Genomic DNA, 15,906 nt, shown 5'->3' with positions numbered 1-15,906 from the left:
TGCGCCTGGGCGTCGGCATCGCCTGGGCGCCGGCCCCGACATTCGACATCGGCGCATCGCCCTCCTTGGGATGAACCCGGCAACAGCCGGATCCTGTTCTGGCATCAATGCGCCGGGCGGCGCTGAGTGAGCAGATCCTCGCCCGCGCCTGGCCGCTACCCATGGAGCGGTCAAGACCATGGACCGTGATATCCCGCGTTCGCTTGCGGCGCGCAGGCCAACGAAGCCCATCCGAAGCGCCGCGCGGCGCAAACCCCAGCTAATCGGTCAGCCCCGTCTTAGGCGCTCTCAAACGCGAAGCCCGCGCAAGGCGCGGGCTTCTTCGGGCGACGCAACCATGTTGACGCGTGTGGCTTAGTGCTCGGCGACGGCCATGGTCGGCGCAACGGTCACCAGGCTGTCCTGGCGACCGCGCAGAAAGATCGACATCTCCCGCGGCGGCAACGGCCGCGAGTACAGGTAGCCCTGGATCTCGTCGCAGCCCTGTTCGCGCAGCAGCGCGTCTTCCTGCACGGTTTCCACGCCCTCGGCGACCACCTGCATCCCCAGCGCATGCCCCAGTTGGATGATGGCCTGGGTGACCTTGGCCGTCCCCAGGTCATGCAGCATGTCCTGCACGAAGCTGCGATCGATCTTCAGGCGGTGCACGGGGAACCGGTTGAGATAGTGCAGGTTGGAAAAGCCGGTCCCGAAATCGTCCACGGCAAGCGGTACGCCGTGCTTTTCGAACAGATCGAAGCAGTGCCGCAGGGCCTCGGTGTCGCGGATCAGCGCCGACTCGGTGAGCTCCAGCTCCAGCCGGGTCGGCGACCAGCCATGGGCATGGCAGATGGCCAGCACGCGCTCGGCAAATCCGCGGTCGCGCAGCTGCATGGCCGAGACGTTGACCGAGATGCGGTCGAAGCGCAGGCCGGCCGCATCCCAGGCGGCCGCCTGGCGGCACGCCTCACTGATCACCCAATCGCCGATGCGCACGATTTCACCGCAGCGCTCGGCGATGGGAATGAATTCGGCGGGGCTGCAGAACCCGTGCCCCGGACGGTGCCATCGCAGCAGCGCTTCGACCGCCGGGGCGCGTTGGCCGGCGGTGTGGGCCAACGGCTGGTACACCAGCGAAAACTCCTCGCGCTCCAGCGCGCCGTGCAGCGCGTTCTCGATCTCGCGCCGGCGCTGGGCGCGCAGCAGGACGTCCTGGCTGTAATAGTGGGAGGTGTTGCGGCCGGACTCCTTGGCCGCGTACATCGCCGCGTCGGCGGCACGCAGCAGGCCATCGAAGTCCTGGTGGTTGGCGTCGACCAGGGCGATTCCGATGCTCGCACTCAGCTTGATCATCCCATCGCCCCACTCCAGCGGCTCGGCCAGGGCCGCGATCAGCTTGCGGGCCACATGGCCGGCATCGCCGGGATCGGCCAGGTCGCGCAGCACGATGACGAACTCGTCGCCGCTGAAGCGGCTGAACAGGTCGCTGGTGCGCAGGTGCTGGTGCATCCGCCCGGCCGCGAGCTTGAGCAGCATGTCGCCGGTGGCGTGGCCATAGGAATCGTTGATGTTCTTGAAGCCGTCCAGGTCCACGAACAGCACCGCCAGGGTGCTGCCCTGCTCCACCGCCTCGCGGATGGCGTCCTCGGCCTGCTCGCGCAGCAGGGCGCGGTTGGGAAGCCCGGTGAGCAGGTCGTAGTGGGCCAGCTTATCGATCCGTTCGCTCGCCTCGCGCTCGCGCGAGATATCGCGGAAGAGCACGACGAAGCGCGGCGGCAGGCCGTCGCGCTTGTCCAGTTCAATCAGGACCTGGACCCAGACCCGCAGTCCGGAGGGGCGGTGGAAGCACAGGTCCAGTTGCTCGGGCAGGCTGCCGTGCGCGATCTGGGCCAGCGCGGCCTGGAAGGCCTCCCGCGACTCGTGCGTATACAGCGACAACAGCTGGTCCAGCGACACCGCCTCCTTGCGCAAGCCGTGAATGCGGTAGCACTCCTCGGTGCATTGCAGGTCGCGGGTGTCGACCTCGATCTCGCACCCTCCGATCTTGCCCAGGGCCGAGACGCGATTGAGCAGTTCAGTGCGCCAGCGGATCAGTGCGTCGGTCTGGCGCTGGGCGGTGATGTTGAGAACCTGCCCCACGATCCGGGACAGGCGTCCGTCGGGCGCATGCACCGGGCGGCCCCAGACGCGGACCTGCATGAGCGCTTCCCGCCGCACGGCCAGTTCCAGGTCCAGTGAAATCGGCACCGACTCCTGCTTCATGCGCCTGATCGCGCGGACCAACGTTGCGGCGGACGCCCGGGTGAGCAGTTGCAGAAATTGGCGGCCGCCCATCGGATCGGTGGCCAGGCCATGCGCCGTCGGCAGTTCGCCGGACAGCACGACTTTGTCGCTGCTCAGCTCCCACGACCAGTCGCCCATGCCGGCGATGCGCTGGGCCTCGCGCAGCATGACTTCCTGTTCCCCCAGCTGGGCCTGCAGGCGCGCCGGCACCGCAGGCCGCGCACCGGCGCCCGGGGATGCCTCCGGCACGCTCAAGGTATAGGCCAGGATCTGGCCGTGCTCGTCATGCACCGCGCTCAGCCACCCCTCCAGGGAGGCGGCCTGCGGCCCCGGCAACACGCAAGGCACCATGCGTCCGGCCGCGAGCGAGGGCCCGCCGGCCTGGGCCAGCAGATCCATGTAGGCCTCGATGGCGCCGGGAAGGCCCATGGCCTGGGCCGCGCCGTTGGAAGCCAGCGGGCGGCCTTCGACGTCCAACAGGACGAAGGCCGACCCAACCGGATGCCGCAGCAAGCTTGCAATGACGCCGTGATCCACGCCGGAGTGCTCCTTCTGAACCGCCTGGGACGCTGACGGACGAAAGTCATATCGGCCGCCCCTGCTTTTAGTTGAGCCCGTTGGGCCCGTCGGCGCTTGCCGTTAAGATCACGACCACACGTGACTTGCCGGCCCGGATGGGCGGACGATGGCGACCCCTCCAGCTTCCCCCCACGCTGCGCGCCCGTACCGCTCCGAACGCCGGCTCCACTACGCGCTCACGCGCTGGACGCGTCGGATCGTCACCGTGTACGGCGCGCTGGGACTGGCCTGGGCGATCGGCGGCCCGCTGCTGATCGGGGCCGGCACGGGAGCGCCGGGGCGCTGGACGGCGATCCAGTTGGGCAGCGGCCTGGTGTTCATGGCGGTCAGCACCCTGGCACTTTCGATCGTGCTGCGCGCCCTCGTCCGCCGCATCACGCGCACGCATCGTCGGTTGGCGGCGACCAAGACCGATTACCGACGGATGTTCCGGACCAATCCTGGGCCGATGCTGGTCTGTGAGATGCCCGAGCTGCGGATCGTCGACGCCAACCCCGCGGCGCTCGCTTTTTTTGGCTTCTCGCGCAGCCAGTTGTTGGGCCGGTCGCTGGACGGCCTGTGGTCTGGCGTGGACCAACCGATCGTCGCGAACGCGGAGGGCCAACACCTGCGAACCGGCCAGGCCGTGCTGCTCGACGGTCGCCAACGCGTGGTCGAGGTTCGCGATGCGCCCATGCGTCGCGAAGGCCGCGATGCACGACTGGTCGTGATCGACGATCGCACCGCCGAGCAGGATGCGCGCGCGCGACGGGACCAGGCGCTGGCGCGACTGGAGGAAGCCCAGGACATCGCCCGATTGGGTTGGTGGGAGTTCGATCCGGACACCGGGCTGGGGGTCTACTCAAAGCAGATCTACCGGATGCTTGGGCGCCGCCCGCCGCCGGACGCGCTGCGGCGGCATCGGTTCGAAGATCTGCTCTCGGCTGGCGATGCACAGGGCGCGGCCCAGCTGCAGGCGCTGCTGACCCCGCTGCGCGGGGCCGGTCCGGTCTGCATGGACGCGCTGGTGCCACTGCAGTCCGCCGATGGACGCGCGCTCACCGTGCACCTGCGCGCCAACGCATCCCAACGCGACAGCGGATCGGCGGTGCGTGGCACGCTGCAGGACGTGACCGAGCGCGAGGACGCGCGTCGCCTGCTGCACGAGCGCGAAGCGCAGTTCAAGGAACTGGTTCGCGTGCTGCCCGACGGCGTGCTGATCCTGCATGGCGAGCACGTGCTCTATGCCAATGCGGCCTGCGCCCAGCAGCTTGGATACACCAGTGAAACCCTGCTGGGCGAGTCGCTGGAGCGTCTGGTACCCGCCCAGGATCTGGAACATGTCCGCGACCAGATGCACCGACCGGACACCACCGTCGGGATCGGCACGGCCCTGCGCATGCGCCGCCAGGACGGCAGCGTCTTCCACGCGGGCCTGTCGCTGGGCGAGGTCCGCTACAGCGGCCGCGACTGCCGCCTGCTGATCGTGCGCGACCTCAGCGAACCCGAGCGCATGCGCGATGCGCTGGAGCAGAGCAACCGCGAACTGCAGGCCATGGCACGCCGCCTGTTTTCCCTGCAGGAGGATGAGCGCCGGGCGCTTTCCCGCGACCTGCACGACGACGTCGGGCAGGCGATCACCGCCATGAAACTCTCGGCCCACGCCGCGCAGGGGGAAACCGACCCGGGCAGGCAGCGCGACGACCTGGCCCACATCGTCCAGCTCGCCGATGCGAGCATCGACAAGCTCCGCAATCTCGCCATGCTGCTGCGTCCGCCCCAACTGGATGCCCTGGGCCTGGAGGCGGCGGTGCGCTGGCAGGCCGGCATGCTGTTCCGCGCCTCGCAGGTGGAGCTGCAGCTGGACATCGATCCCCTGCCCGAGCGCCCCGATGCAGAGGCCGAACAGGCCTGCTTCCGCATCGCCCAGGAAAGCCTGACCAACGCCCTGCGCCACGCGCGCGCCGGCTCGGTCACCCTGCGTCTCAAGCCAGCCGGACACCGGCAACTGCGCCTGGAGGTGGTGGACGACGGCGAGGGGTTCGACCCGGCCGGACCACGTGGACTGGGCCTGATCGTGATGCGCGAACGCGCACAGACCGCCGGCGGCACCTTGCACATCGACTCCGCTCCCGGGAACGGTACCCGGGTGACGCTCCACCTGCCTTATGCCATGGTGTCGGCTTCGTCAGATGTCCTCGGATCTTGACCCCATGTGGAACCCGGATGCTCCTGCCAACCCTCCAGGCAGCCTGCCTGCGCGCTTGGGCGCGGGGCATCCGGCGCTGGAGGAGATGCTGGCGCGGGCACGCGAGGGTGAACATGGCTTGATGCTGCTGCACCTGGACATCGACCACTTCGCTTCGATCAACGAGACCATGAGCGACGAGGTCGGCGACCAGGCGCTGGCGCTGCTGGCCGCGCGGCTACGCGAGCACCTGGCCGGGCGCGGCCTGCTGTGGCGCCACGGGAGCGACGAACTGCTGATCGCGGTGCCGTGCCTGCCCGGCGTCCCCGGCCCGGAGGCGTTTGCCGAGGAAATCCGGCAGCAGATCGAACTGCCGCTGTCGGTGCTGCCCTACAACCTGTTCATGACCGGCAAGATCGGGGTCAGCCTCTACCCCGACCACGCTGACGAACTCTCCCCGCTGATGGACCTGGCCGAACAGGCGGTCCTCCAGGCCGCGCGCGAGGGCGGCAACGTGGTGCGGATGTTCGAGCGGGGGGGGCCGCCGAGCGCGCACAACGACCGGGTCATTTCCCGCCAGATCGTCGACGCCATCCCCAACGGCGAACTGCGTCTGCGTTACCAGCCGATGGTCAGCGCGCGCGACGGGCGCGTGGTCGGCATGGAATCGCTGGTGCGCTGGCAGTCACCCAGCCTGGGCATGCTGGTGCCCGAGCGCTTCATGCTGACCGCCGAGCGCCTGGGCGTGGTGGTGCAGATCGGCACCTGGGTCCTGGAGGGCGCCCTGCGTCAGGCCCGGCAGTGGCGCGACCAGGGTTTCGACGACTTCACCATCGCCGTCAATGTCTCCACGTTGCAGTTGCTGCGGCCGACCTTCTATTCCGAAGTCATGCAGGTCCTGCAGGCCACCGGCGTACCGGCCCAGACCCTGGTGCTGGAGATCAACGAAAGCGCCCTGACCAAGAACGTGAACTTCGTGCACGAGACCCTGGCCAAGCTTTCCAGCGAGGGCGTCAGTCTCAGCTTGGACAACTTCGGGACCGGTGACTCCAGCCTGGGCGCCCTGGTGCGCTACCCGGTCGACCGGCTCAAGATCGACCGCAGCTTCATCAACAGCGCCCCGGCCGGCAACCGCGAGGCGGCCATCGCCCGCACCATCATCGCCATGGGCCACCAGTTGGGCATGACCGTCATCGCCAACGGTGTCGAATCCCAGGCCCAGCTGGGCTTTCTGCGCCGCAGCGACTGCGACGTGTTCCAGGGCTACCTGTTCGGTGAGCCGATGTCGGCCGAAGCCGCCGGCACGGTGCTGCGCCGACGCTACATCCGCCCGGAGTCCTTCGCCGAATCCAGTCCGGACAAGACTCTGCTGCTGCTGGATGACGAGGAGAACGTGCTGCGCTCACTGGTCCGGCTGTTCCGCCGCGACGGCTACCGGATCCTGGCGGCGGGCAACGTGCGCGACGCCTTCGACCTGCTGGCTACCAACGACGTGCAGGTGATTCTTTCCGACCAGCGCATGTCCGACATGAGCGGCACCGAATTCCTGGGCCGGGTGAAGATGCTCTATCCGGACACCATCCGGCTGGTGCTCTCCGGCTACACGGACCTGACCACGGTCACCGATGCGATCAACCGCGGCTCGATCTACCGCTTCCTGACCAAGCCATGGAACGACGAGGAACTGCGCAAGCACATCCGCCAGGCCTTCAGGACCCACGAGGATCAGCGGCGCGATCCTCCCTCCTGAGCCGGCCCGGCCATCACTAGGACGTTGGCGCAACCCTCAGGTCGCGCCCTTGGCGGCATCGGCACGCGCGGGTTGGCGGATCGGCAGCACGATGCGGAAGCATGCCCCCTCGCCTGCCGGGCTGCTGACGTCGATGCGCCCGTGGTGCTTGTTGATGATGCCGTAGGAGATCGACAGACCCAGCCCGGTGCCACTGCCCACGGGCTTGGTGGTGAAGAACGGGTCGAAGATGCGCTGCAGCAGGTCCGGCGGAATGCCCGGCCCGGAGTCCTTGAACTCGATCCACACGTGATCGTCGTCCACCCCGGTGCTGATGGCGATGGTGCCGCGCTCGCCGATGGCCTGGCCCGCATTGAGCAGCAGGTTCATGTAGACCTGGTTCAATTCCGAGGGCAGGCACTCGACCATCGGCAGTTCGCCATAGCGCCGCTCCAGGGTGACCTTGTACTTGAGCTCGTTCCAGATGATGTTGATCGTGGACTCCAGCCCCATGTGCAGGTCCACCAGCTTCCAGGACTCGGCCCGGTCGAAGTAGGAGAAGTCCTTCAGGTCACGCACGATGCGGGTGACCCGCTCGATGCCCTCGCGCGACTCGGACATCAGCTGCGGCAGGTCGCGGCTGATGAAGTCGATGTCGAAGCGCTCACGGATGTCGTCGATCTCATCGATCATCGCCTTGGGATCCGGCGCGCGCAGCGCGCGCTCGTAGGCTTCGATCAGGGTGAACAGGCTGCGCAGGTATTCCTGCAGACTGCCAAGATTGGAATGCACGTAGCCAATCGGGTTGTTGATCTCATGGGCCACGCCGGCGGCCAGCTGGCCGATCGAGGCCATCTTCTCGGACTGCAGGAGTTTGTCCTGGGCACCGCTCAGGCGCATGTAGGCCTGGCGCAGCTCGGCGTGCCGCAGCTGTAGCTCTTCTTCGAATTCCTGCGCGCCCTTGACCTCCTGGATCAGGGCCAGGAAGTAGCCCTCGCCCTCGGTGGTCCCGGCATGGAAGTACAGATGCGCCAGGACGATCTTGTCGTCCACCGGCAGGCTGCCACCCCAGCGGCCGGTCGAGCGGGCCTGCGTCAGCGCGTCGGCAGGCAGCCGCTGGGTCAATCGTTCGCCCAGCGGACGCGGATCACTGTCGTCACGCTCGCACAGGCGCGTGCGGGCCGCGTCGTTGGACCACAGCAGGTGGCCATCGGCCTGGAACAGCATGGCGCCTTCGTGCATGAGCTCGCCGAGGGCGAGCAGCACATCGCGATCAGGGAAGGTGGCCGGCCCGGTCTTGTCGGGTGAGATTGAATTCACGAAGTCGTTCAGGCAGTGGACCGGACGTCAATATACCGGCTGAAGCCGCCGAGCGGCCCACGCGTCCCCCTGCGCGAACGCAGGATCCGTGAATCAGGCGACCGCCAGGGAGCGGCTGGCCTGGAGTGTGTTCGACTGGCCCTTGGCGTCGTAGGACGGCGCGCTCTCGCTGCGCCCAAGGTGGCGCAGCGCCCAATTGACCTCGCGGCGGCGGCGCGACAACAGTGCGCCATTGGCCCGGTTGGCTTCGGCCAGCTCGCGCAGGCGTCCACCGGCCTCGGCCTCTGTGGGCAGGTCGAATTCGAGGGCCTTCAGGGCCGCCAGTTTGGCGCTCGTGGCACGCATCAGGCCTTCGACGTCGTGGTCGAGCAATGCCTGGCGCTCGTCGGCGAGGGCGACGCCGAGCTGGTCCAGCAGGCCGGAACTGGCGGCGGAGGTGTTCATCCGCCGAGTTGCTGATCCAGCTCGAGCATGCGGCTGGCGATCGCGTCGGGATTGATCTTGTAGCTGCCGTCCTGCAGGGACTGGCGGACCGCCTCGACGCGGCTGCTGTCCACGGCCGGAGCGGTGGACAGCTCGCGCTGCAGGGTCTGCAGGCCCGAGGCCTGCCCAGTCAGGCTCAGGCTGTCGGCCGAGGCGGTGGCGTCGACCGCGCGGGTCTTGCCCTCGTCGGACACGCCAGTGGCTGCTTTGGTATTGACGGATGAGGTACGAAGACTGGCCGGAGTCGGCACGCTTCCTTCGATTTTCTGGCTCATCGGTGGGGTCCTGTCATCGGGTTCGATAGGGATAACGGCGTCGCCTGGACAAACTTTAGGGGTTTCAGCGACTGACCACGACATCCCCGTTCTGCGCCACCGTTCCCTGCACGATCCGATGCGAGGAGAGGTTCTCCACGCTGACCCGGTCGTCCTGCCCGGCATCCTGCAGGGCGCGCCCGGCCATCCGCACTTCCAGGCCGCCATTGCGGGCGACCAGGGCGACATTGTCACCCCGGCGGATCAGCCGCGGCGAGACCAGGTCACTGCCCGACAGGAGGCTGCCAGCCGGCAACGTGCGCCGGGCCACCTTGCCCACCGCGTCGTCCAGGGTGTGCAGCGGCGCGCCCACGATCCGGGCGGCGTCGCGGGTCTCGGACACGATATCGGCCGGCCCCAGCGTTTCTCCAGCAGCCACGCCCCGGGCCAGGACCAGCACATGCTGCAGGCGCCGGATCTTCACCGGCACGAACAGGCGCCAGCCCGCCTCGCGCGGGCAGCTGACTTCCACGGTCGTCGTGCCGGTCGGGTGGGCTTCCAGCGGCGCACCACAGGCTGGCATCCGCATGGCGGGGTCCAGGGTAGCCTCGGCCTCGGCGTCCGGGCCGATCGTGGAAAGGGCGGCGGCCCGGATCGATTCGATCGACTGGAAATCCGATGCCCAGGCCGGCACGGCCACCATAAGAACAGTGATAAGGAGCAGCAGGCGCATCGTGGCAGCCCTAAAGCGAAACATGCCAGGCCGATGCAAGCGGCGTGCCGTAATCCCGCGGCCAAACCCGACTGTCGCGCTCAAGTTTGTTCCCGCAGGGGCCGATATGAACGCCATGTCGCACGATCTGCTCAACCGCATCGAACAGAGCACCCGCCTGGCGGGCCATAACCGGCTGGCCCTGCTGCTGTTCCGGCTGGGCGGGCGCCAGCTTTTTGGCGTCAACGTCTTCAAGGTGCAGGAAGTGCTGCGGCGCCCGGAGCTGTTCCAGGTCCCCGGCCTGCCCATGCAGTTCTCCGGCGTGGCCGACGTGCGGGGCCGGTCGGTCCCGGTCCTGGACCTGGGCATGGCCATCGGCCACCCCGAGCGCGAGCCGGACGCCGACCGGGCCCCTGGATACCTGGTGGTCACTGAATTCAACCGCTCGGTCCAGGGCTTCCTGGTCAGCGGCGTCGAGCGCATCGTCAACATCGCGGTGGAGGACATCCATCCGCCGCCGGAACTCGGCGCCGAATCCACGTACCTGACCGCGGTGACGCGTTTCCAGGGCGAGCTGATCCAGGTCATCGACGTGGAAAGCGTCCTGGCCGACATCGCACAGACCCGCGTGGAAGCCCGGATCGATCCCTCCCTGGCGTTTGGTCCGGACGGTCCGCAGCTGCAGGTGCTGGTCGTGGACGACTCCCGCGTGGCCCGCCAGCAGATCCGCAGCGTGCTCGACCAGCTGGGCGTTGGCGCGACCCTGCTCTCCGATGGCCGCCAGGCGCTGGACCACCTCTTGCAGATCCATGCCTCGGGCGAGCGCCCGGCCAATCGCTACGCCATGGTCATCTCCGATATCGAGATGCCGGCGATGGACGGCTACACCCTGACGACGGAAATCCGGCGCCACGCCGGGCTGGCGGACCTGTACGTGTTGCTGCACACCTCGCTGTCAGGGGTGTTCAACAACGCCATGGTCGAGCGTGTGGGGGCCAATGCCTTCGTGGCCAAGTACAGCCCCCATGAGCTGGCCGACTACGTTCTGGCCCGCCTGCGCACCGTCGCCACCAGCCAGGCGGCCTGATTCCAACCGGGTTACGGCTCAAACCCGGTCGCCGATCCGCGCCGGACATCCGACGCAGGCCCCTCCCCGCGTTCTGGCACAGCTCTTGCCTCGCTCTCCTGCACCACATCGCGGGAGCGCGTCATGTCCAATCCGATCTCATCCTTCCTGGGCGTCAGTGGCGACGCCCTGCCGCTGCGCGAGCAGCGGATGAAGCTGATCGCCAGCAACCTCAGCAACGTCGATACCCCGGGCTACAAGGCCCAGGATCTGGATTTCGATGCGGCCATGCGCGCGGCACAGGGCCAGCGTGACGGTAGCGGGCTGGAGGTTACCGACACGCGCCACTTTCCCATCGGCGGCAATGGCGACGGGCTGAACCCCTTCCAGTTCACCCGCGAAGCCAGCCAGCCCAGCCTGGACGGCAACACGGTCGATCCCGACGCAGAACGCGCCGCCTACGGCCGCGCGGCGCTGGAATACCGCGCCTCGCTGAGCTTTGTCGAGGGCAAGGTCCGCACCATGCTCACCGCGATCACGGGGCAATAAGCCATGAGCAACCTGCCCATCTTCGATGTCGCCGGCTCCGCCCTGCAGGCCCAGTCGGTGCGCATGAGCACCATTGCCTCCAACCTGGCCAACGCCGATTCGGTGGCCGGCTCGGCCGAGGCCGCCTACAAGCCGATCGAACCGATCTTCCAGGCGGTGACCAATTCCCAGGACAAGAGCCTGACCGGGGTCAACGTCAAGGAAATTTCCCAGAGCAAGGACCCGCCGATCAAACGCTACGAGCCGGGCCACCCGCTGGCCGATGCCGACGGCTACGTCTACCAGCCCGACGTCGATCCGGTCTCGCAGATGGTCAACCTCATCTCGGCCTCGCGCAATTACCAGGCCGGCGTCGAGGTGCTCAACACCGCCAAGGAGCTTGCCCTTGCCACGCTCACGATGGGCCGCTAGCCGCGCCCGTTTCCCGCACATCCGTCCTAGGACCTTCCCATGAGCACCGTTTCCAACGACGTCTATTCCAGCCTGGGACTGACCGGCGCATCCAACAGCAGCAGCAAGTCGACCAGCAAGTCGGACACCCTCAGCCAGGCCGACTTCCTCAAGCTGATGACCGAGCAGCTCCAGCACCAGGACCCGCTCAAGCCGATGGACAACAGCCAGATGGTCTCGCAGATGGCCCAGCTGTCCACCGTGCAGGGCATCGGCGACCTCAACACCACCGTCACCGGCCTTTCCAGCTCGCTGGGGGCCGACCAGATCCTGCGTGCCTCGACCCTGGTCGGGCATTCGGTGCTGGTGCCCTCCCCCAACCTGGCCCTGGCCGATGGCGGCCATGCCACCGGCGTGGTCGCCGCGCCCGGCGCCGGCACGGTCAACTTCACCATCACCGACGCGAACGGCAATGCGGTCAAGCAGATCACCGCCAAGGCCAGCGATGCCGGCGAGGTGGCCTTCGACTGGGACGGCACCGATGCCTATGGCACGCGGCTGGCATCAGGCAAGTACTCCATCTCGGCCACCTATACCGACAGCAGCGGGACCGACACGGATCTGTCCACCTACGTCAAGGCGACCGTCGAAAGCGCGACGGTCGGCTCGGACGGCATTTATCTCGATCTGACCGGGCTGGGCACCGCCCCGCTCGCCAACGTGCTCCGCGTCAGCTGACGCCGGACAACCACACAGGAGTCCATCATGGGTTTCAACACTTCGCTGTCCGGCATCAAGGCGGCCAACACCGACCTGAATGTCACCGCCAACAACATCGCCAACGTGAACACGACCGGCTTCAAGGAGTCGCGCGCCGAGTTCGCCGACCTGTTCTCCTCCACCGGCTACGGCCTGGCGCGCAACGCGGTGGGCTCGGGCGTGCGGGTGAGCAACGTGGCCCAGCAGTTCTCGCAGGGCAACGTCGATCCGACCGGACGCAACCTGGACCTGGCCATCTCCGGCGAAGGGTTCTTCACCCTGACGGTCAACGGCGCCAAGGTCTATTCGCGCGCCGGTAATTTCCAGACCGATGCCAACGGCTATGTGGTCAATCCGCAGGGTGCGCGCCTGCAGGTGTATCCACCCAATGCCAACGGCACTGGGTTCGCGGTCGGCTCGCTGACCGACCTGCAGCTGCTCACCACCGACAGCGCCCCGCAGCAGACCAGCATCGCCAACCTGATGGTCACCCTGCCCGGCAACGCCTCCGGGCCGAGCGTGACCCCGTTCGATCCGACCGATGCCAACAGTTACAACCACTCCACCGGCGGCATCACCGTCTACGACTCGCTGGGCGTGACCCATACCCAGACCTCGTACTTCGTCAAGACCGCCAATCCGAACGAATGGCAGGTCTACAACTATGTCGACGGCACCGCGGTGGGCGCCGCGTCCACGCTGCAGTTCTCCGACAGCGGCGCGCTGGTGACCCCGGCCGATGGGCGCATCGCCCTGGGCACGTTCACGCCCAGCACCGGCGCCGGCACCTTGAACATGACGTTGGACATCACCGGTTCGACCCAGTACGGCGAGGCCTTCGCCCTGCGCGATGCGCGCCAGGACGGCTTTGCCAGCGGCAAGCTCAACTCGATCAGCATCGACGCAGACGGCGTGGTCTACGCGCGCTACTCCAACAACGCCGACAAGGCGCTGGGCCAGGTGGCGATCACCAACTTCGTCAATCCGCAGGGCCTGAGCTCGCTGGGCGACAACATCTGGGCCGAGAGCTCCACCTCGGGCGGCGCGCGTTCCGGTGCCCCGGGCACCTCGGACTTCGGCGACATCCAGTCCGGGGCCCTGGAGTCCTCAACCGTGGACCTGACCGAACAGCTGGTCAACATGATCGTGGCCCAGCGCAACTTCCAGGCCAATTCGCAGATGATTTCCACCCAGGACCAGGTCACCCAGACCATCATCAACATCCGTTGATGATGGCCCTGGGCGGCTGATCCGATCCGGAGCAGCGCATGGACAAGGCACTTTATGTCGCGATGACCGGCGCCCGCGCCTCCCTGCAGGCGCAGGCCACCGTCTCGCACAACCTGGCCAACGTGGACACCGCCGGCTTCAAGGCGGCCCTGGCCAACACCGAGGCCTACAAGATCCCCGGTGCGGGCTACCCCTCGCGCATCGATGCGCTGCATGTGGACCAGGGCTTCGACCGCGACGTCGGTTCCCAGCAGGTCACCGGCAACCCGCTGGATGTCTCGTTCCTGGACAACCGCTGGCTGGCCGTGCAGTCGGCCGACGGCAGCGAGGCCTACACCCGCGGCGGCGAGCTGGCCCTGACGCCCAACGGGCAACTGGTCACCGCCAGCGGCCGCGCGGTCCTGGACCAGGACGGCAATCCGATGACGATCCCGCCGCACCAGTCGCTGGAAATCGGCAACGACGGCACGATCTCGATCATCCCGCAGGGCGAAGGCCCGGCCACGATGACCATCGTGGGCCAGATGAAGGTCGTGGAAGCCACGCCCGAGCGCCTGACCCGCGGCCTGGACGGACTGATGCGCAATGTCAGCACCGATCCGGCCCAGGCCTTCGCCCAGGCGCCGGGCAAGACCCTCAACAGCGGCGTGCTGGAAGGCAGCAACGTCGACGCCGCCGGCGCCCTGGTGCAGATGATCCAGCTGCAGCGCCAGTTCGAGATGCAGGTCAAGGTCATCAAGCATGGCGATGACAACGCGCAGTCCGCCAACACCCTGCTGCGCCTGAGCGGCTAAGGCCGCGGCCCGCCGGAAAGCCGTCGCCTGTTCTGGCACGGCGCGTGCATCAGGTTCATTGCCCGGCGCCAGACGCGGGGCCATCACTGAGAGGAATCGGGTCATGAATCAGGCTTTGTGGGTCGCCAAGACCGGACTGGATGCGCAGCAGACGCGCATGTCGGTCGTCTCCAACAACCTGGCCAACACCAGCACCACCGGCTTCAAGCGCGACCGCGCCAGCTTCGAGGATCTGCTGTACCAGCAGGTGCGCCAGCCCGGCGGTTCGACCTCGGCCCAGACCCAGCTCCCCTCGGGCCTGCAGCTGGGCACCGGTGTGCGCGTGGTGTCCACCTCCAAGGATTTCGAACAGGGCAACCAGCAGCAGACCGGCCGCGCCCTGGACGTGATGGTCAATGGCCGCGGCTTCTTCGAGGTCCTGATGCCCGACGGCAGCTCGGCCTACACCCGCGACGGCAGCTTCCAGATCAACTCGCAGGGCGAACTGGTCACCAACTCCGGCTATCCGGTGCAGCCAGGCATCCAGATCCCCGAAGGCGCCCAGTCGCTGACCATCGGCAACGACGGCACGATCACCGTGCAGATGGCCGATTCGGCCCAGGCCCTGGAAGTGGGCTCGCTGACCCTGACCGACTTCATCAATCCCGCCGGCCTGCAGGCCAAGGGCGAGAACCTCTACGCCGAAACCACCGCCTCGGGCCCGGCCCAGAACGGCGCTCCGGGCCTCAACGGCCTGGGCACCACCGTGCAGGGCGCCCTGGAAGGCAGCAACGTCAACGTGGTCGAGGAGCTGGTCAGCATGATCGAGACCCAGCGCGCCTACGAAATGAACGCCAAGGCCATCTCCACCACCGACTCGATGCTCGGTTACCTCAACAACAACGTCTAAGGCGCTGCCAGGACCTCCTGCCATGATCCGTCCATCCTCCCTTGCCGTGGTCCTCGCCGTGACCGCCAGCGCGCTGCTTTCCGGCTGCGTGGCCGCCGGCGATGTGCGCCCCTACGCGCCGATGGCACCGATCGTGCCGGTGGCCATGCCGGTCGCCCAGCCCAGCGCCGGGGCGATCTACGCCGCCGGTCCGGGCCTGAACCTCTACGGCGATCGTCGCGCCCGCGACGTGGGCGACCTGCTGACGATCACCCTGGTGGAAAGCACCACCGCCTCCTCCACCGCCAATACGGCCATCACCAAGTCCGACTCGGTCGACATGACCAATCCCACCCTGCTGGGCGCACCGCTGAGCGTGGGCGGGCTGGGCATCCTCAACAACAACACCGCCGGCGATCGCAGCTTCGCCGGCAAGGGCAACACCGCCCAGAGCAACAAGATGCAGGGCAGCATCACGGTGACCGTGGTCCAGCGCCTGGCCAACGGCAACCTGGTGGTCCAGGGCCAGAAGAACATGCGCCTGAACCAGGGCGACGAACTGGTCCAGGTGCAGGGCATCGTCCGCGCCGCCGACATCGCCCCGGACAACACCATCCCCTCCAGCAAGGTCGCCGAGGCCCGCATCGCCTACGGCGGTCGCGGCGCGGTCGCCCAGTCCAACGCGATGGGCTGGCTGAGCCGCTTCTTCAATTCGCGCCTGTCGCCCTACTGAGCCGCCGCGTT

At 67.6% G+C, this 15,906-nt stretch carries 15 protein-coding genes; 10 read left to right on the top strand and 5 right to left on the bottom strand.

The genetic code is table 11. From position 1 onward, the window contains the following. Window positions 1-354 precede the first annotated feature (354 nt). On the bottom strand, window positions 355-2,799 hold the full coding sequence (locus PJ250_RS16970; protein WP_271645765.1) for a putative bifunctional diguanylate cyclase/phosphodiesterase: 2,445 nt from the start codon (window positions 2,797-2,799) through the stop codon (window positions 355-357). A 148-nt stretch (window positions 2,800-2,947) separates the two neighbouring features. On the opposite strand from PJ250_RS16970, the gene PJ250_RS16965 reads away from it, so the two are divergent. After that, window positions 2,948-5,029, top strand: coding sequence for a PAS domain-containing sensor histidine kinase (locus PJ250_RS16965; protein ID WP_271645763.1), 2,082 nt, complete (start codon window positions 2,948-2,950; stop codon window positions 5,027-5,029). A 4-nt stretch (window positions 5,030-5,033) separates the two neighbouring features. After that, window positions 5,034-6,758 carry an EAL domain-containing protein gene (locus PJ250_RS16960; protein WP_271645762.1) on the top strand — a complete coding sequence of 575 codons (1,725 nt, stop codon included), beginning with the start codon at window positions 5,034-5,036 and terminating at the stop codon, window positions 6,756-6,758. 36 nt (window positions 6,759-6,794) lie between these two features. Here PJ250_RS16960 and PJ250_RS16955 read toward each other — a convergent pair whose 3' ends face one another. From PJ250_RS16955 to flgA, 4 genes are all read right to left on the bottom strand, one after another. After that, window positions 6,795-7,979, bottom strand: a complete 1,185-nt coding sequence (locus tag PJ250_RS16955; RefSeq protein ID WP_271648684.1) for an ATP-binding protein — start codon at window positions 7,977-7,979, stop codon at window positions 6,795-6,797. A 171-nt stretch (window positions 7,980-8,150) separates the two neighbouring features. Then, a complete protein-coding gene (locus tag PJ250_RS16950; RefSeq protein ID WP_271645761.1) occupies window positions 8,151-8,501 on the bottom strand; it encodes a flagellar protein FlgN in 351 nt (116 codons plus the stop codon). Further along, window positions 8,498-8,815, bottom strand: coding sequence for a flagellar biosynthesis anti-sigma factor FlgM (flgM, locus tag PJ250_RS16945; protein ID WP_271645760.1), 318 nt, complete (start codon window positions 8,813-8,815; stop codon window positions 8,498-8,500). The genes PJ250_RS16950 and flgM overlap by 4 nt, the downstream gene beginning before the upstream one ends. A 64-nt stretch (window positions 8,816-8,879) precedes the next feature. Continuing rightward, window positions 8,880-9,527: a flagellar basal body P-ring formation chaperone FlgA gene (gene flgA, locus PJ250_RS16940; RefSeq protein WP_271645759.1), complete on the bottom strand. Its 648-nt coding sequence runs from the start codon at window positions 9,525-9,527 to the stop codon at window positions 8,880-8,882. Between the two features lie 115 nt (window positions 9,528-9,642). Here flgA and PJ250_RS16935 point away from each other — a divergent pair, with 115 nt between their 5' ends. The 8 genes from PJ250_RS16935 to flgH all read left to right on the top strand — a co-directional run bounded on the left by PJ250_RS16935 (window position 9,643) and on the right by flgH (window position 15,895). Further along, window positions 9,643-10,593, top strand: coding sequence for a chemotaxis protein (locus PJ250_RS16935; protein WP_271648683.1), 951 nt, complete (start codon window positions 9,643-9,645; stop codon window positions 10,591-10,593). A gap of 123 nt (window positions 10,594-10,716) precedes the next feature. Then, complete coding sequence (flgB, locus tag PJ250_RS16930) at window positions 10,717-11,121, top strand: flagellar basal body rod protein FlgB (RefSeq protein WP_271645757.1); 405 nt, start codon at window positions 10,717-10,719, stop codon at window positions 11,119-11,121. Between the two features lie 3 nt (window positions 11,122-11,124). After that, on the top strand, window positions 11,125-11,532 hold the full coding sequence (flgC, locus tag PJ250_RS16925; RefSeq protein ID WP_271645756.1) for a flagellar basal body rod protein FlgC: 408 nt from the start codon (window positions 11,125-11,127) through the stop codon (window positions 11,530-11,532). A 39-nt stretch (window positions 11,533-11,571) separates the two neighbouring features. Further along, on the top strand, window positions 11,572-12,249 hold the full coding sequence (locus tag PJ250_RS16920; protein ID WP_271645755.1) for a flagellar hook capping FlgD N-terminal domain-containing protein: 678 nt from the start codon (window positions 11,572-11,574) through the stop codon (window positions 12,247-12,249). 27 nt (window positions 12,250-12,276) lie between these two features. Further along, window positions 12,277-13,500 (top strand): flagellar hook protein FlgE, encoded by a 1,224-nt coding sequence (gene flgE / locus PJ250_RS16915; RefSeq protein ID WP_271645754.1) that lies wholly within the window; start codon window positions 12,277-12,279, stop codon window positions 13,498-13,500. 38 nt (window positions 13,501-13,538) lie between these two features. Continuing rightward, window positions 13,539-14,294, top strand: a complete 756-nt coding sequence (locus tag PJ250_RS16910) for a flagellar basal-body rod protein FlgF (RefSeq protein WP_271645752.1) — start codon at window positions 13,539-13,541, stop codon at window positions 14,292-14,294. Window positions 14,295-14,397: 103 nt separating this feature from the next. Continuing rightward, the gene (flgG, locus tag PJ250_RS16905) at window positions 14,398-15,183 is read left to right on the top strand and encodes a flagellar basal-body rod protein FlgG (protein ID WP_271645751.1); all 786 of its coding nucleotides are present in this window, start codon (window positions 14,398-14,400) and stop codon (window positions 15,181-15,183) included. A gap of 22 nt (window positions 15,184-15,205) precedes the next feature. Then, window positions 15,206-15,895, top strand: a complete 690-nt coding sequence (flgH, locus tag PJ250_RS16900) for a flagellar basal body L-ring protein FlgH (RefSeq protein WP_271645750.1) — start codon at window positions 15,206-15,208, stop codon at window positions 15,893-15,895. Window positions 15,896-15,906 lie beyond the last annotated feature (11 nt).

This window comes from Pseudoxanthomonas sp. JBR18, from assembly GCF_028198165.1.
In the GTDB taxonomy this organism is placed as follows: domain Bacteria; phylum Pseudomonadota; class Gammaproteobacteria; order Xanthomonadales; family Xanthomonadaceae; genus Pseudoxanthomonas_A.
Note: the sequence above shows the minus strand (reverse complement) of the source record. Positions and strands in the feature narration are given on the sequence as shown.

Excerpts from the sequence above, each read along its gene's own strand:
- PJ250_RS16965 (WP_271645763.1), top strand. The coding sequence starts at position 2,948 with ATGGCGACCCCTCCAGCTTCCCCCCACGCTGCGCGCCCGTACCGCTCC.
- PJ250_RS16960 (WP_271645762.1), top strand. The coding sequence starts at position 5,034 with ATGTGGAACCCGGATGCTCCTGCCAACCCTCCAGGCAGCCTGCCTGCG.
- PJ250_RS16955 (WP_271648684.1), bottom strand. The coding sequence starts at position 7,979 with ATGCACGAAGGCGCCATGCTGTTCCAGGCCGATGGCCACCTGCTGTGG.
- PJ250_RS16950 (WP_271645761.1), bottom strand. The coding sequence starts at position 8,501 with ATGAACACCTCCGCCGCCAGTTCCGGCCTGCTGGACCAGCTCGGCGTC.
- flgM (WP_271645760.1), bottom strand. The coding sequence starts at position 8,815 with ATGAGCCAGAAAATCGAAGGAAGCGTGCCGACTCCGGCCAGTCTTCGT.
- flgA (WP_271645759.1), bottom strand. The coding sequence starts at position 9,527 with ATGCGCCTGCTGCTCCTTATCACTGTTCTTATGGTGGCCGTGCCGGCC.
- PJ250_RS16935 (WP_271648683.1), top strand. The coding sequence starts at position 9,643 with ATGTCGCACGATCTGCTCAACCGCATCGAACAGAGCACCCGCCTGGCG.
- flgB (WP_271645757.1), top strand. The coding sequence starts at position 10,717 with ATGTCCAATCCGATCTCATCCTTCCTGGGCGTCAGTGGCGACGCCCTG.
- flgC (WP_271645756.1), top strand. The coding sequence starts at position 11,125 with ATGAGCAACCTGCCCATCTTCGATGTCGCCGGCTCCGCCCTGCAGGCC.
- PJ250_RS16920 (WP_271645755.1), top strand. The coding sequence starts at position 11,572 with ATGAGCACCGTTTCCAACGACGTCTATTCCAGCCTGGGACTGACCGGC.
- flgE (WP_271645754.1), top strand. The coding sequence starts at position 12,277 with ATGGGTTTCAACACTTCGCTGTCCGGCATCAAGGCGGCCAACACCGAC.
- PJ250_RS16910 (WP_271645752.1), top strand. The coding sequence starts at position 13,539 with ATGGACAAGGCACTTTATGTCGCGATGACCGGCGCCCGCGCCTCCCTG.
- flgG (WP_271645751.1), top strand. The coding sequence starts at position 14,398 with ATGAATCAGGCTTTGTGGGTCGCCAAGACCGGACTGGATGCGCAGCAG.
- flgH (WP_271645750.1), top strand. The coding sequence starts at position 15,206 with ATGATCCGTCCATCCTCCCTTGCCGTGGTCCTCGCCGTGACCGCCAGC.